The sequence below is a fragment of the Phenylobacterium sp. genome (assembly GCF_036821595.1).
In the GTDB taxonomy this organism is placed as follows: domain Bacteria; phylum Pseudomonadota; class Alphaproteobacteria; order Caulobacterales; family Caulobacteraceae; genus Phenylobacterium.
Genome location: NZ_DAISJG010000033.1, coordinates 16,611 through 31,188, shown reverse-complemented (window position 1 = coordinate 31,188; position 14,578 = coordinate 16,611). Strand labels below are relative to the sequence as shown.

13 protein-coding genes are annotated in these 14,578 nt (G+C 70.4%); 8 read left to right on the top strand and 5 right to left on the bottom strand.

Annotated features, from left to right (window positions below):
• The 5 genes from secD to V7Z97_RS13990 all read left to right on the top strand — a co-directional run.
• Positions 1 to 1,361 (top strand): protein translocase subunit SecD (secD, locus tag V7Z97_RS14010; RefSeq protein ID WP_334164049.1); only part of this gene is annotated, 1,361 nt, incomplete at its 5' end.
• A gap of 14 nt (positions 1,362 to 1,375) precedes the next feature.
• On the top strand, positions 1,376 to 2,338 hold the full coding sequence (secF, locus tag V7Z97_RS14005; RefSeq protein WP_334164048.1) for a protein translocase subunit SecF: 963 nt from the start codon (positions 1,376 to 1,378) through the stop codon (positions 2,336 to 2,338).
• A 12-nt stretch (positions 2,339 to 2,350) separates the two neighbouring features.
• Positions 2,351 to 2,710: an Mth938-like domain-containing protein gene (locus tag V7Z97_RS14000; protein WP_334164047.1), complete on the top strand. Its 360-nt coding sequence runs from the start codon at positions 2,351 to 2,353 to the stop codon at positions 2,708 to 2,710.
• Positions 2,711 to 2,789: 79 nt separating this feature from the next.
• A complete protein-coding gene (locus tag V7Z97_RS13995; RefSeq protein ID WP_334164046.1) occupies positions 2,790 to 3,407 on the top strand; it encodes a hypothetical protein in 618 nt (205 codons plus the stop codon).
• 67 nt (positions 3,408 to 3,474) lie between these two features.
• On the top strand, positions 3,475 to 4,158 hold the full coding sequence (locus V7Z97_RS13990; RefSeq protein ID WP_334164045.1) for a squalene/phytoene synthase family protein: 684 nt from the start codon (positions 3,475 to 3,477) through the stop codon (positions 4,156 to 4,158).
• On the opposite strand, the gene trmFO is transcribed toward V7Z97_RS13990, so the two are convergent.
• Positions 4,159 to 5,562 (bottom strand): methylenetetrahydrofolate--tRNA-(uracil(54)-C(5))-methyltransferase (FADH(2)-oxidizing) TrmFO, encoded by a 1,404-nt coding sequence (trmFO, locus tag V7Z97_RS13985; RefSeq protein WP_334164044.1) that lies wholly within the window; start codon positions 5,560 to 5,562, stop codon positions 4,159 to 4,161. It abuts the gene before it with no gap.
• A gap of 127 nt (positions 5,563 to 5,689) precedes the next feature.
• On the opposite strand from trmFO, the gene V7Z97_RS13980 reads away from it, so the two are divergent.
• Together V7Z97_RS13980 and V7Z97_RS13975 are read left to right on the top strand one after the other, a co-directional pair.
• Positions 5,690 to 6,547 (top strand): hypothetical protein, encoded by an 858-nt coding sequence (locus V7Z97_RS13980; protein ID WP_334164043.1) that lies wholly within the window; start codon positions 5,690 to 5,692, stop codon positions 6,545 to 6,547.
• Positions 6,544 to 7,383, top strand: a complete 840-nt coding sequence (locus V7Z97_RS13975; RefSeq protein ID WP_334164042.1) for a hypothetical protein — start codon at positions 6,544 to 6,546, stop codon at positions 7,381 to 7,383. Before V7Z97_RS13980 ends, V7Z97_RS13975 begins: the two co-directional genes overlap by 4 nt.
• On the opposite strand, the gene V7Z97_RS13970 is transcribed toward V7Z97_RS13975, so the two are convergent.
• Both V7Z97_RS13970 and uvrA read right to left on the bottom strand, forming a co-directional pair.
• Positions 7,374 to 7,985 carry a glutathione S-transferase family protein gene (locus V7Z97_RS13970; RefSeq protein WP_334164041.1) on the bottom strand — a complete coding sequence of 204 codons (612 nt, stop codon included), beginning with the start codon at positions 7,983 to 7,985 and terminating at the stop codon, positions 7,374 to 7,376. The genes V7Z97_RS13975 and V7Z97_RS13970 overlap by 10 nt on opposite strands.
• 44 nt (positions 7,986 to 8,029) lie before the next feature.
• Positions 8,030 to 10,930: an excinuclease ABC subunit UvrA gene (uvrA, locus tag V7Z97_RS13965; protein ID WP_334164040.1), complete on the bottom strand. Its 2,901-nt coding sequence runs from the start codon at positions 10,928 to 10,930 to the stop codon at positions 8,030 to 8,032.
• Between the two features lie 237 nt (positions 10,931 to 11,167).
• Between uvrA and V7Z97_RS13960 the strand changes: the two genes are divergently transcribed.
• Positions 11,168 to 12,235: an FkbM family methyltransferase gene (locus tag V7Z97_RS13960; RefSeq protein ID WP_334164039.1), complete on the top strand. Its 1,068-nt coding sequence runs from the start codon at positions 11,168 to 11,170 to the stop codon at positions 12,233 to 12,235.
• A gap of 38 nt (positions 12,236 to 12,273) precedes the next feature.
• Here the strand turns inward: V7Z97_RS13960 and V7Z97_RS13955 are convergent, their stop codons facing one another.
• Together V7Z97_RS13955 and V7Z97_RS13950 are read right to left on the bottom strand one after the other, a co-directional pair.
• The gene (locus V7Z97_RS13955) at positions 12,274 to 13,482 is read right to left on the bottom strand and encodes a dipeptidase (RefSeq protein ID WP_334164038.1); all 1,209 of its coding nucleotides are present in this window, start codon (positions 13,480 to 13,482) and stop codon (positions 12,274 to 12,276) included.
• Between the two features lie 100 nt (positions 13,483 to 13,582).
• Entirely contained in the window at positions 13,583 to 14,548 is a 966-nt protein-coding gene (locus V7Z97_RS13950; RefSeq protein ID WP_334164037.1) for an alpha/beta fold hydrolase, read from the bottom strand.
• Positions 14,549 to 14,578 lie beyond the last annotated feature (30 nt).

Sequence of the window (14,578 nt, the reverse complement as noted above, 5' to 3'; positions counted from 1 at the left end):
TGCGCAACGAGCAGGTCGCCTTCACCGACCTGGGCGTCGCGGGCGGCGAGGTGGCCGTCCGGATCACCGATCCGGCCCAGGTGCAGCCTGCACTGCGCGTGCTGCGCAACACCCTGGGCGTGCCGCTGGCCGGCACGGTCGCCGGCCGCGACGTCACCGTCTCGACCGGCCCTGACCAGCGGATCCGCATCGCCTTCGTGCCCGAGGCGCTGGACGCCGAGGCCTCGCGCGCCGTCGACCAGTCCATCGAGATCATCCGCCGCCGGGTGGACGAGCTCGGCACCCGCGAACCCAGCATCACCCGCCAGGGGACCAACCGCGTCGTCGTCCAGGCCCCGGGCGAGAGCGATCCGGAGCGGCTGAAGGACGTCATCGGCCAGACCGCCAAGCTGACCTTCCAGATGGTCGACGACAGCGTCGGCCCTGCCGAGGCCGCCGCGGGCCGGATCCCGCCGGGTTCCGAGCTGCTGCCGCAGGACGATCCGGCCGAGCCCTTCGTCGTGGTGAAGAAGCGGTCGGTGGTCACCGGCGAGATGCTGGTGCACGCCAACCAGGCCTTCCACCCGGAGAACGGCCAGCCGATCGTCGAATTCCGCTTCAATGGCCAGGGCGCGCGGCGCTTCGGTGAGGTGACCAGCCAGAACATCGGCAAGCGCTTCGCCATCGTGCTCGACCGCAAGGTGATCTCCGCGCCGCGGATAAACTCCGCGATCACCGGCGGCTCCGGCTACATCGAGGGCAACTTCACGCCCGACAGCGCGAACGACCTCGCCCTCCTGCTGCGCGCCGGCGCCTTGCCGGCCCCGCTCAACGTCGAGGAGCAACGGACCGTGAGCGCCGAACTCGGCGCGGACTCGATCCAGGCGGGCAAGATCTCCACGGCCATCGCCTTCGTCTCGGTCATCGTGTTCATGATCATGGCCTACGGCCTGCTTTTCGGCGGCATCTCGATCCTCGCCCTGCTGGTGAACGGCCTGCTGATCATCGCGGCCATGAGCCTGACCCAGGCCACCCTGACCCTTCCCGGCATAGCCGGCCTGATCCTGACCCTGGCCGTGGCGGTCGACGCCAACGTGCTGATCTACGAGCGCATGCGCGACGAGATCCGGGCGGGGCGTTCGGTGATCTCGGCGATGGACGCAGGCTTCTCGCGCGCCATGAGCACCATCATCGACGCCAACCTGACGACCCTGCTGGCGGCGCTGCTGATGTTCCAGTTCGGCGCGGGGCCGGTGAAGGGCTTCGCCTGGACCCTCTCGATCGGCGTGATCACCTCGGTGTTCACCGCCGTCCTCATCACCCAGGTGCTTCTGGCCGTGTGGTTCCGCGCCACCCGTCCGAAGACCCTGCCGATCGCGTAAGGAGGGCCTGACCCATGTGGCCCCTGATCAAACTCCTGCCGCAGAAGACCAACTTCCGGTTCGTGGCGTTCGCCAAGTTCGCCGCGGTCCTGTCGGCCCTCGCCGTGGTCGCCTCCCTGGCCCGCGCATTCCTTCCGTTCGAGCCCCCCTGCGGCGGCCTCAACTGCGGCATCGACTTCACGGGCGGCACGCTGATCGAGTTCTCCACCGCCCCCAAGGCGGTGGACCTCGCCGCTGCGCGCGAGGCGCTCTCGCGGCTGGAACTCGGCGACCCGCAGGTGCAGGGCTTCGGCGAGGCCAGCGCCGCCATGGTGCGCTACCAGGCCCCCGCCGGCGCGGACACCGGCCAGACCGCCGAGCAGGTCCGGGCGGCCCTGACCCAGGCGCTCGGGCAGGTGACCTTCGAGCAGCCGGATGTGGTCGGCGCCAAGGTTTCGGGGGAGCTGTTCTCCAGCGGCCTGATGGCGCTCGGCCTCGCGATCCTGCTGATGATGGTCTACATCTGGTTCCGCTTCGAGCTGCAGTTCGGGATCGGCGCGGTCGTGGCCCTGTTCCACGACGTGATCCTCACCTTCGGCGTCATCGGCCTCCTCGGGCTCGAGTTCAGCCTGACCACGGTCGCCGCCATCCTCACCGTCATCGGCTATTCGATGAACGACACCGTCGTCGTGTTCGACCGCCTGCGGGAGAACCTGCGCAAGTACAAGCGCATGCCGCTGCGCGAGGTGATCGACCTGTCGATCAACGAGACCCTGTCGCGGACCATCATCACCGGCGTCACGGCCATTCTGGCGCTTGCGGGCCTCGCGATCTTCGGCGGCCCGACCCTGTTCGCCATGTCGCTCGTGCTCATGTTCGGGATCGTGATCGGCACCTATTCCTCGATCTACGTGGCGGCGCCGGTCATCCTGCTGTGGGGCGTCAAACGCGGCGACGAGGAAGCCGAGCCCCTGAAGCCGGCCGGCGTCAGGCCGTAAGGCTCGCCGGCCGTGGCCCGCGACGCGCCCTCCATCGACGCCTATGGCGGCGGCGGCTTCCGGCTCTCCGGAGAGCGGCGCGAGGGCTCGCTGCTGATCCTGGCCGACGAGGCGCGGTCCTGGTCCGTGACCTCGCTCGCCGAGTTGACGCCCGAGAGCCTGGAGCCGGTGCTGGCCGCCGGCCGCGCCGAGGTGGAGTTCCTGCTGCTGGGCGTGGGCGCCCGCAACGCCCAGCCGCCGCGGCCGGTGCGCGACGCCCTGCAGCGCGCGGGCATCGGCCTGGAGTTCATGGACACGCCGGCGGCCGCCCGGCTCTACAACGTGCTCACCGCCGAAGGCCGCCGGCTCGCCGCGGCCCTGATCGCCGTCTGAAGCCCCCGCATGGCGCTTTGCGCCTGCGTCAAAACGACCCTATACCTGACAGCCCAGGTAGGATTCGAGGGGCTCCAAGATGGCTGGTCTGCTTTCCAATTTCCGCAACACGGTAATTCTCAGCGTCGTCCTGGCGCTGATCATGATCTTCGCCTACTCGCAGAGCCCGCAGGGCGTCGACGCCGCCTTCTGGCAGGCCGTCTTCCGGTGGCTGCATACCTTCTTCGGCGTGCTCTGGATCGGGCTGCTCTACTATTTCAACTTCGTCCAGATCCGCAAAATGCCCGAGATCCCGGCCGAGCTTAAGCCGGCGGTGTCCAAGTACATCGCGCCCGAGGCGCTGTTCTGGTTCCGCTGGGCGGCGCTCGCCACCGTGGTCATGGGCCTGATCCTCGCCTACGCCCGCGGCGTCGACTACGCGCACGAGACCCTGACGCTCGGACTGTTCAACGGCTACGGCGCCGGCGACCGCGGCTACACCCTGATGGGCCTGGGCGCCTGGCTCGGCATCATCATGTTCATCAACGTCTGGGCGTTCATCTGGCCGAACCAGAAGATCGCGCTGGGCATCGTCGAGGCCGACGCGGACGCCAAGGCCAAGGCCGGCCGGGTGGCCATGCTGTTCTCGCGCACCAACCTGCTGCTTTCGATCCCGATGCTCACCTCCATGACGATGACGCAGACGCTGTTCGGCTGACGCCCGGCGGCCAAGGCTGCTAGAAGGCCCGCCCAACCGGCGGGCCTTCTTTTTTCCGGGCGAGAGCATGAGCGACGACGCAGTCCGCGACACCGGCGACCTCGACGCCCTCCTGCGACGCGTGGACCCGGACCGCTGGCTTTCCAGCCGGTTCGTGAGCGACCGGGACAAGCGCGCCGACGTGGTGGCGGTCTACGCCTTCGACCACGAACTCGCCCGCGCGCCGAAGGTGGCCTCCAATCCGCTGCTGGGCGAGATCCGCCTGACCTGGTGGCGGGAGGTGCTGGACGAGGTCTACGAGGGACGGCCTGTGCGCCGCCACCCGACCGCCCAGGCCCTGGCCCGGGCCATCCGCCGCCGCAGCCTGCCGCGCGAGCCGCTGGAGGCGATGATCGACGCCCGCTACCGGGAGCTGGACGCCACGCCGCTGTCGGTGGCCGAGGCGCTGGAATGGGCCCGCGACACGGGCGGCCTGGCCGCCGAACTGGCCGCACGGATCCTCGATCCCGCGGGCGACACCGCCAAGGCCCGCGGCGCGGGCTCGGCCTGGGCGCTGTCACGCCGCGCGCGGGAACAGCCGGTGTTCGCGTCCACCGTGGAGAAGCTGCTGGGCGGTGCCCGCACGGGCGCGAAGACGCTCAGCGTCGCCGCCTTCCCGGCGGTGGCGCACGCCGCCCTCGTCGGGCGCGCGGACTCCGAGGTCGCCCGCCGGCTGCGGCTGATCTGGGCCGTCGCGCGCGGCCGCCTCTAGCTATTCGGCGGCTTGCAGCGCCGGCGCGCCGGCCGCCCAGGCGTCGAGGTCGGCCAGGGCGCGCTCGCCCATCAGCCGCTTCTTGGCCCGGCCGCGCTCCTTGTTGGGCAGGCGCTTGCCCTCGGCGTCCTTCTTCGGCGCCTCGAGCGGCGGGAGCAGGCCGTAGTTGATGTTCATCGGCTGGAACGAGCCCGCGCCGCCCTCCAGGTGCCCGCCGGTGATGTGGTTCACCAGCGCTCCGAGCGCCGTGGTCGCAGGCGGCGCCTCGATCGGCCGGCCGAGGCGCTCGGCGGCGGCCAGGCGCCCCGCCAGCAGTCCCACCGCGGCGCTCTCCACATAGCCCTCGACGCCCGTCACCTGGCCGGCGAACCGCAGCCGGGGCTGGGCCTTCAGCCGAAGCTGCCGGTCGAGCAGGCGCGGCGAGTTCAGGAAGGTGTTGCGATGCAGGCCGCCGAGCCGGGCGAACACCGCCTTCTCGAGGCCGGGAATGGTCCGGAAGATCTCTGTCTGGGCGCCGTGCTTCAGCTTGGTCTGGAAGCCGACCATGTTCCAGAGCGTGCCGAGCGCATTGTCCTGGCGCAGTTGCACCACCGCCCAGGGCTTGGTCTGCGGGTCGTGCTCGTTGGTCAGGCCCACCGGCTTCATCGGCCCGTGCCGCAGGGTCTCGCGGCCCCGCTCGGCCATCACCTCGATGGGCAGGCAGCCGTCGAAATAGGGCACGTGCTCCCAGTCCTTGAACTCCGACTTCGGCCCCGCCAGCAGGGCGTCGATGAAGGCGTCGTACTGCGCCTTGTCCATGGGGCAGTTGATGTAGGCGGCGGCGTCCCCGCCCGGGCCTTCCTTGTCGTAACGCGACTGGCGCCAGGCGACCGTCATGTCGATGGACTCGAAGGTCACGATCGGCGCGATGGCGTCGAAGAAGGAGAGCTGGCCCTCGCCCGTCAGCTCCAGGATAGCGTCGGCGAGCGCGGGCGAGGTGAGGGGGCCGGTGGCCACGATCACGCTGTCCCAATCGGCGGGCGGCAGGCCGGCCACCTCCTCGCGGGCGATGGTGACCAGCGGATGGCCCTCCAGCCGTTGGGTGACCGCCTCGGCGAAGCCCTCGCGATCCACGGCCAGCGCGCCGCCGGCCGGCACCTGGTGGGCGTCTCCCGCAGCCATGATCACCGAGCCCAGCTTGCGCATCTCGGCATGCAGCAGGCCGACGGCGTTGCCGGCCCAGTCGTCGGCCCGGAACGAGTTGGAGCAGACCAGCTCGGCCAGCCTGTCGGTCTGGTGGGCGTCGGTGCCGCGCACCGGGCGCATCTCGTGCAGAACCACGGGGACGCCGGCCTGGGCGATCTGCCAGGCGGCCTCGGATCCGGCCAGGCCGCCGCCGACCACGTGTACGGGAGCTGTCGTCATGCGTGGCTAACTAGCAACGATCGCCCCCGTTCGCGAGCGGGGCCTTGCGCGCGGGTTCCCGCGGTAACAGGTTGCAGCCGAAGGGCCTGCGACTCGTTACCTCAACGTGTCGGGCCAAGGGACGAGAATGAACCAGTTTTCGGCGAGCGAAGCCGCCTTGGAGGGCTTCCGCCTGACCCGGGAGCGACCGGGCACGATCCTGGCCTGGGCCGGAGTCTATTTCCTGGGGATCATGGCTATCGCCCTGCTGATGGTGATGGCGCTGGGGCCGCGGTTTGCGGAAGTGATGCAGCGGGGGCCGCTCACGCCTGAGGACGCCGACCTGGTGGCGGGCATGCTGGCGGAGTCCTGGCCCGCCTTCCTGCTGGTGCTGCTGGTGGTGGCGACGCTGATGTCGGTGCTGATGGCCGGCATCTACCGGCTGGTGCTGCGGCCCGAGGAGCCGGGCCTTGCCCACCTGCGCCTCGGCGCGGACGAGTTCCGCCTGACCGCCGTGAACCTGGCGCTGTTCCCGATCGGCTTCATCTGCCTGTTCGCCGCGATCATCGCGGTGACCTACCTGCGGGAGACCGGCTCGCCGGTGGGGATCGTCCTGCTGGTGGCCGTGGTGGCCCTGACCGCCTGGCTGGGCGCGCGCCTCTCCATGGTGACGCCCATGACCTTCGCCACCCGCAGGATCGCCTTCGGTCCCGCCTGGAAGCTCACCCGCGGCCGCATGTGGCCGCTGCTGGGCATGATGGTCCTGGCGGCGATCTTCTATCTGATGATCTGGCTGCTGCTGAACGTGATCGCCGTCGCCATCGTGACGATCGCCGGCGGCGGCGAGGCCATCGAGGGCGGCCAGCTCACCGCGGGGGCCGTGATCGGCGGGCTGCTCACCCTCGTCATGCAGTTCCTGCTGTCGGTCCTGCAGATCGTGATGATCTATGCGCCCTTCGCGGTCGCCTACCAGCAGATCACCGGCCAGACGGCGACGCACCGTTGAGCCGCTTCTCCGCCAGTGACGCGGCGGTCGAGGGCTTCCGCGTCATCCGCTCCCACTGGCGGCTGGTGGTGGGCTGGGCGCTGTTCAACGTGCTGGGCCTGATCGCCGCCACCATCCTGGCCGCCGTGCTGATCGGCATCGCCGCCGTGGCCTCGACGACGAGCGCCACGGCCGGGACGGTGGGCGGGGCGCTCGGCGGGCTGGTGCTGGCCTTCGCCGCCTTCGCCGTCGAGGTGATGATCGTGGCCGCGCTCTTCCGGATGCTGCTGCGCGAGGGGCCGCCGGGCTTCCTGCACCTGCGGTTCGGGCCGGACGAACTCAGGGTGGCGGTTGTCTGGCTGGTGATGCTGAGCGCCTTCGTGGCCGGCGGGCTGCTCGCCCTCTACCTCTCGAGCCTGGCCGGCCGCGCCGGCGGGTGGCGGATCGGCATACCCGCCATCCTGGTCCTGTTCGGGGCGCTCGCCTGGCTGGCCCTGCGGCTGTCCCTGGCCGCGCCGATCGCCGTGGCGGAGCGCCGGATCGGCTTCGCCGCCTCCTGGCGGCTGACCCGCGGCCACACGGCCGCCCTCCTGGGCATGGCGGTGCTGACCTTCTGTCTGCTGGCGATGATCATGGCGGTGGCCTGGATCGGCCTGGCGCTGATCTCCGGCGCCGCCACCGGCTGGCGCGACCTCGGCCTCCTGCTGCGCACCGACGCCGGCGCGCTCGGCGAGCGACCCGGCTTCTACGTGGCCCAGCTCCTCGCCCAGTTCCTGTTCGCCCCGGTTCTGTGGGTGATCAGTCAGGCCCCGCTGGTGGCCGCCTACCGCGCGCTGAGGGGCGAGGCTCAGGCCTGAGCGCTGGGGCGGGCCGAGACCCGCCCATGCCAGGCCCGCACCCGGCCGTGCTCCTCGCCCACCGGCAGGCCGATCCAGTCGGCGAAGTCCACCGTCGTCAGGGCGCAGATGTCGGCGATGGTGTAGGTCTCCCCCGCCACGAACGGCCGCTCGGCCAGTTCCTGGTCCAGCCAGCGCAGGGCGCCTTCGTAGGCTTCGCGGTTGGACTCGCCGAAGTCCTTGTACTGGGTCAGCAGGGCCGCGGTGCGCGGATGGGCGTGGCGCCAGAAGTTGCCGACCGGGGTCATCAGGATGAACTCGATGCGGCGCACCCACATGTCCACGAGCGCCTTCTCCACCGGCGTCGTCCCGAACAGCGGCGGATCGGGCTGGGTCTCCTCGAAGTAGCGGCAGATCGCCACCGTCTCGGAGATCGCCGTCCCGTCGTCGAGCACCAGGGTCGGCACCTGGCCCAGCGAGTTGCGCGCCCGGTGCTCGGGACTCTTGTGCTCCCGCTGCATCAGGCTCACCGCCGTTTCGGGCAGGTCGATCCCCTTCTCGGCCAGGAAGATACGCACCCGTCGAGGGTTCGGCGCCGGCATCGGCGCGCCATAGAGGATCAAGGTCTCGCTCCCGAACTGTGTCCGGGCGCGAGCCTAGCGATCGGTCACGCGCTGACCAGCTTCTTCTTCCGTTCGCCGCGCCGATGGCGGTGGCGCTCCAGGAGTTCGTGCAGGTAGCGGCCGGTCCAGCTGCGCGGGTTGGCGGCCACCTGCTCGGGCGAGCCCTGGGCGACGATCTCGCCGCCGCCGTCGCCGCCCTCGGGGCCGAAGTCCACCAGCCAGTCGGCGGTCTTCACGACGTCGAGGTTGTGCTCGATGACCACCACGGTGTTGCCCTGGTCGGCCAGTTCGTGGAGCACCTCCAGCAGTTTCTTCACGTCCTCGAAGTGCAGGCCCGTGGTCGGCTCGTCGAGGATGTAGAGCGTCTTGCCGGTCGCCCGCCTGGACAGCTCCTTCGACAGCTTCACCCGCTGGGCCTCGCCGCCCGACAGCGTCGTCGCCTGCTGGCCGACCTTGATGTAGCCCAGGCCGACCCGCTTCAGCGTCTCCATCTTCTCGCGGATCGGCGGCACGGCCTTGAAGAAGTCGGCTGCTTCTTCCACCGTCATATCAAGGACATCGGCGATATTCTTGCCCTTGAACATGATCTCCAGGGTCTCCCGGTTGTACCGGTGGCCGTGGCAGACGTCGCAGGTCACGTAGACGTCTGGCAGGAAGTGCATCTCGATCTTGATCAGGCCGTCGCCCTGGCAGGCCTCGCACCGGCCCCCCTTGACGTTGAACGAGAACCGCCCCGGGCCGTAGCCGCGCGCCTTGGACTCCGGGAGGCCCGCGAACCAGTCGCGGATCGGCTGGAAGGCGCCGGTGTAGGTGGCCGGGTTGGAGCGCGGCGTGCGGCCGATCGGCGACTGGTCGATGTCGATGACCTTGTCGAAGTTCTCCAGCCCCTCGATCCGCTCGTGCGGGGCCGGCGCGTCCGAGGCGTTGTGCAGCCGCCGGGCGGCCGCCTTGTACAGCGTCTCGATGGTGAAGGTGGACTTGCCGCCCCCGGAGACGCCGGTGATGCAGGTGAAGGTCCCCACCGGGATCTCGGCGGTGACGTTCTTCAGGTTGTTGCCGGTGGCCCCGATGACCCGCAGCACCTTCTTCTTGGAGATCGGCCGGCGGTCCTCCGGCACCTCGATCTCGCGCGCGCCGGACAGGTACTGGCCGGTCAGGCTGCGGGGATTGGCCATGATGTCGTCGGGCGAGCCCTGGGCGATGATCTCGCCGCCGTGGACGCCGGCCGCCGGGCCCATGTCGATGACGTAGTCGGCGGTGAGGATCGCCTCCTCGTCATGCTCCACCACCAGCACCGAGTTGCCGAGGTCGCGCAGGCCCTTCAGCGAGGTGAGCAGGCGGGTATTGTCGCGCTGGTGCAGGCCGATGGACGGCTCGTCCAGCACGTAGAGCACGCCGGTCAGGCCCGAGCCGATCTGGCTGGCCAGCCGGATGCGCTGGCTCTCGCCGCCGGAGAGCGTCCCCGAGCCGCGTGAGAGGTTCAGGTAGTCCAGGCCGACGTTCACCAGGAACCGCAGGCGGTCGTTGATCTCCTTGAGGATCCGCCGCGCGATCTCCATCTGTTTGTCGGTCAGCCGCCCGCCCAGCGCCTCGAACCACTCCCCGGCATGCCTGATGGAGAGGGTGGAGACCTCGCCGATGTGCCTGCCGTCGATCTTCACGGCGAGCGCCTCGGGCTTCAGCCGGTAGCCGGAACAGGCCTCGCAGGGCGTCTCCGACTGGTAGCGGCCGAGCTCCTCGCGGACCCAGGAGGAGTCCGTCTCGCGCCAGCGGCGCTCGAGGTTCGGCAGCACGCCCTCGAAGGTCTTGTTGACCTCGTACTTGCGGGCGTTGTCGTCGTAGATGAAGCGGATCTTCTCCCCGCCGGAGCCGTGCAGGATCACCTGGCGGGCGGCCTCGGACAGCTTCCACCACGGGGTGTCCATGGAGAAGTCGTAGTGGCGCGCCAGCGCCTGGAGGGTCTGGGTGTAAAGCGGCGAGGGGCCCTTGGCCCAGGGCGAGATGGCGCCCTTGTGCAGGGTCTTGTCCTTGTCCGGCACCACCATGTCGGCGTCGAAGGCGAGCTTCGCGCCCAGGCCGTCGCAAACCGGGCAGGCGCCGTAGGGATTGTTGAACGAGAACAGCCGCGGCTCGATCTCGCTGATCGTGAAGCCGGAGACCGGGCAGGCGAACTTCTCGGAGAACAGCAGCCGGCGGGGTTCGGCCTCGCCGGGCTCGGTGTCGGCCCACTCTGCCACGGCGATGCCATCGGCCAGCTTCAGCGCCGTCTCCAGGCTGTCGGCGTAGCGGCTCTCCAGGCCGGGCTTGGTGACCAGCCGGTCCACGACCACGTCGATGTCGTGCTTGAACTTCTTGTCGAGGGTCGGCGCGTCCTCGATCGGATAGAACTCGCCGTTGATCTTCAGCCGCTGGAAGCCGGCCTTTTGCCACTCGGCGATCTCCTTGCGGTACTCGCCCTTGCGGCCGCGCACCACGGGGGCCAGCAGGTAGAGGCGGGTGCCTTCGGGAAGCGCGGTGAGCTTGTCGACCATCTGGCTGATGGTCTGGCTTTCGATCGGCAGGCCGGTGGCGGGCGAATAGGGGACGCCCACCCGCGCCCACAGCAGGCGCATGTAGTCGTGGATCTCGGTCACCGTGCCGACGGTGGAGCGCGGATTGCGGCTGGTGGTCTTCTGCTCGATGGAGATGGCCGGCGACAGGCCCTCGATGAGGTCCACGTCGGGCTTGCTCATCAGCTCCAGGAACTGGCGCGCATAGGCCGACAGGCTCTCCACGTAGCGGCGCTGGCCCTCCGCATAGATGGTGTCGAAGGCCAGCGAGCTCTTGCCGGACCCCGACAGGCCGGTCAGCACGACGAGCTCGCCGCGCGGTATGTCGACGCTCACGTCCTTGAGGTTGTGCTCACGCGCCCCGCGGACGCGGATCATGTTCGTCTGGTCGGCCATGTTTCCGGAAACGTGAAAGCGCCCGCAGAAGGTCCCCCGGGCAAGCTGCCTAATGTAGTTCGCCGACTCGTAGATAACATCGGAACGCAACCGGAACAAACGTCCTGCGGCGCCCTGCCGCCCCGGCTGCTGACACAACGCTGGCAGCAAGGGGAGTGCTGGTTGCGTCGCGCGCGGTCGCCTAGTATCGGCCGCGGCCGGCGCTTCGGACCGTCCCGCGCCTCAGCCCGACGAGCCATGACCCCCGAGCAGTTCCTCAACAGCATCCTTCGCGAGTTCTATGGGCGGATTCACGTCCAGGCGCCGGACAACTACGACACCGCCCGCTTCTCGCACGACGGGGTCGACCGGTCGGGGGCGTTCCAGGCGCAGATGCACGCCGCCTACCTGTCCCTGTTCGCCCAGCGGTACCGCGAGTTCCACGCCACCTGGATGCTGCTGGCCGACGACGAGTCGCGGCGGCTGTTCGCGCGACTGATCCTGTACCGGCTCCTCGGCCACCGGCACATGCGGATCAAGGACGACGTCGGCTACAGCTTCGACAGCCGCCTCTACCAGGCGGCCGAGGCGCTGGCGGCGGGCGAGTCCTCCCTGCCGATCAGCGGCATGTTCGGCGGACTGAGACACTTCCGCGGCCTCGATTTCGAGGGTGAGACCTTGGAGATCGACGGCTGGCCGGGCGGCATCGTCTACACCTTCCTGAAGCGCCAGTACTTCCTGGAGCGCGGCCCGGTCCGCATCCAGCCCGAGCGTGGGGAGACGGTCCTAGACCTCGGCGCCTGCCTCGGCGACACGGCCCTGGCCTTCGCCGCCCGGGTCGGGGCCCAGGGCCGCGTCTATGCATTCGATCCCCTGCCGGATCACGTGGAGGCGACGCGGTTCAACGCCCGGCAGAACGGCTTCCAGGATCGCGTGGTGGTCGTGCCTCGGGCGGTTAGCGACAAGAGCAACGACATCGCCCCCATCGCGGCGCGCGGCGCCAATCCCGGCTTCCGCATCGCCGGCCAGGAGGGCCAGCTTCCGCTCACCTCCATCGACGACTTCGTCGCAGCGGAGGGCCTTCCCAGGGTCGACTTCATCAAGATGGACATCGAGGGCGCCGAGCTCGGCGCGCTGACCGGCGCGCGCGCCACCCTTCAGCGCCATCGCCCCAAGCTGGCGATCTCGCTCTACCACCGGCCCGAGGATTTCTTCGCCATCCCACAGTACCTGGCCGCCACCCTGCCGGGGTACGACTTCCACCTCGACCACTACACCGTGCACGCCGAGGAGACGGTGCTCTACGGCGCGCCGCGGCCTCGCTAGCTAGCCTGCTGCCACGACGCTGGCAGCAGGGAGAACAATCAGCGACTGGCCGCGGCCTGGGCCTGTTCGAAGACCCGCAGCGCGTTGCCGCCCCAGACCTTGGCGATGTCGTCCTTCGAGTAGCCGGCGGCGCGCAGGGCGGCGCTCACCTTCGGGAAGTCGGTGAGGTCCTCGAAGCCAGTCAGGCCGCCGCCGCCGTCGAAGTCGCCGCTGATCCCCACATGGTCGATTCCGGCCACCTCGATGGCGTGCAGCAGGTGCTTCATGAAGTCTTCGAAGGTCGCCCGGGGCGCCGGGTAGCGGGCGAGGATGGCGTTGCGCTCGGCGGTCAGCGCCCTCAGCTCCGCCAGGGTGGCCGGCCGGCCGCGGCCGTACTTGCGGCCAAGCTCCGCCAGCGCCGCCTCGCGCTCGGGGTTCGGCGGCACGGTGATCATGTAGTTGGAGAGCGCGTTCAGCTGGATCACGCCCCCCTTGCCGGCCAGCTTGCGCATCAGCTCGTCGCCGATGTTGCGCGGGTGGTCGAAGACGGCCTTCGCCCCGGTGTGGGAGAGGATGATCGGCGCCTTGGAGAGCTCGATCATCTGTTCGGTGGCCGCGTCCGAGGCGTGCGACGCGTCGATCAGGATTCCCAGCCGGTTGGCCTCGGCCACCCACCGGCGGCCGAGCGGCGACAGGCCGCCGTGCTCGGGCGGAGCAGTGGCGGAATCGGCCAGGTCGTTGTTGGCCGTGTGGACCGGGCTCATCATCCGCGCGCCCAGGTCGTGGAAGGTCTTCATCAGCGTCAGGTCGCGGCCCAGCGGATAGCTGTTCTCCAGGCTGATGAAGACGAACTTCTTCTTCGTGTTGGCCAGGGCGCGGGCCTCGGCGGCGGTGGTCACCAGGCCGAAGCGGTCGTGGTGACGCGCGGCCATCTCGCGGATCTCGTTGATCCGGACGAGGGCGAAGTCGCGGGCGCGGGCGTGGCCCTCCGGGGTCCGGGGCCCCTGGGCGGTGAAGACCACAAAGACGCCGCCGTCGACGCCGCCCTCGACCATCCGGGGATAATCCACCTGGCTGCCGTCCTGGGCCACCTCGTGGCGGTCCATGATGCTCCAGCCCTCGACCCCGAACAGGGCCGGGGTGTCGAAGTGGGTGTCGAGGACCACGACGCTCTCGTGCAGGGCGCGGTCGGCGCGGCTCTGGGCCAGGGCGGGCGAAGTGGCGGCGCCGGCCACCAGGGCGGCGAGGATCAGGGGGCGAAGGGACACGGGCGGGCGGACTCCGGCGGAAGGGTCCGTCCGGTATAGCTGCGCCGCCGGCCTCCGGTCGATCCGCCGGCGCCCCGGGCGCTGCGAACCGGGCCGCTGCTCAGTTCGGCGGCAGGCCGTGCAGGAAGTCGGACACCTCGCGCCAGGCCTCCTCCTGGTGGCCGACCCACAGGTGGCCGCCGCGGTCGTAGAGCACCAGGCGCGCGTCGGGCGCCCTGGCCGCCACATGGACCGCCGCCGCGGCCGTCCCGTATAGGTCGTCGCGGACGCTGAGCGCCAGCACCGGGCAGGCGAGCCGCTCCAGCGGGTACGGGGGCGGCGACCCGGCCGTGGCCGAGTCCAGCAGCAGGCCGTGGGCCCGCGCGCTGACCGGCAGGATGTGCGCCAGCACGTCCGCCACCCGGCGCTGCTCCTCCGGCGCGGCGGCCTTCACCACGGCGGGCTCGGTGGCCAGCACCAGCCGGGTCATCCGCTCGGGCGCGAGCCGGCTGGCGGCCCAGAACAGGAAGTCCGAGCGCAGCAGGCCCTGCACCGCCGCGGCCACCGCCGGCGTCTGGGCGGCGCTGGCGTTCTTCGGCCGGTCGGGGGCGTAACTCGCCGGGACCATCAGCACGAGGCCGCGGCAGAGCGCCGGGTGGCGCAGTGCGACCTGCGTTGCGGAGAGCGCGCCGGCCGAGCCGCCGATCACCACGGCCCGCTCGATCTCGAGCCGCTCCAGCAGATAGGCCAGGGCGTCGGCCTGCATCTCGGGCGAGGCCCCCTCCGGAAAGGCGCTGCGCAGATAGCCGAAGCGCGACGGGGCGATCACCCGGAAGCCGCTGCGCGTCAACGGATCGGCGAAGTCGAGCCCCTGGTCGAAGCCGCCGCCCGAGCCGTGGATCATCAGCACCGCCGGCCCCTGGCCCACGTCGGCGTATTCGATCGGCCCCCAGGGGCTGTCGATCACCTGGCTGCGGCCGGCGAGCCGCCCGCGCGCCCGCTCCATGTCCGCGTGGAACGCCCAGGCCACGAACACGCCGCCCGCGACGGCGGCCAGGGCGGCGAGGCGGAGGAGGGGGCGGCGCATGGCCCGAGGGAACCGCGCCCGCCGCCTCGC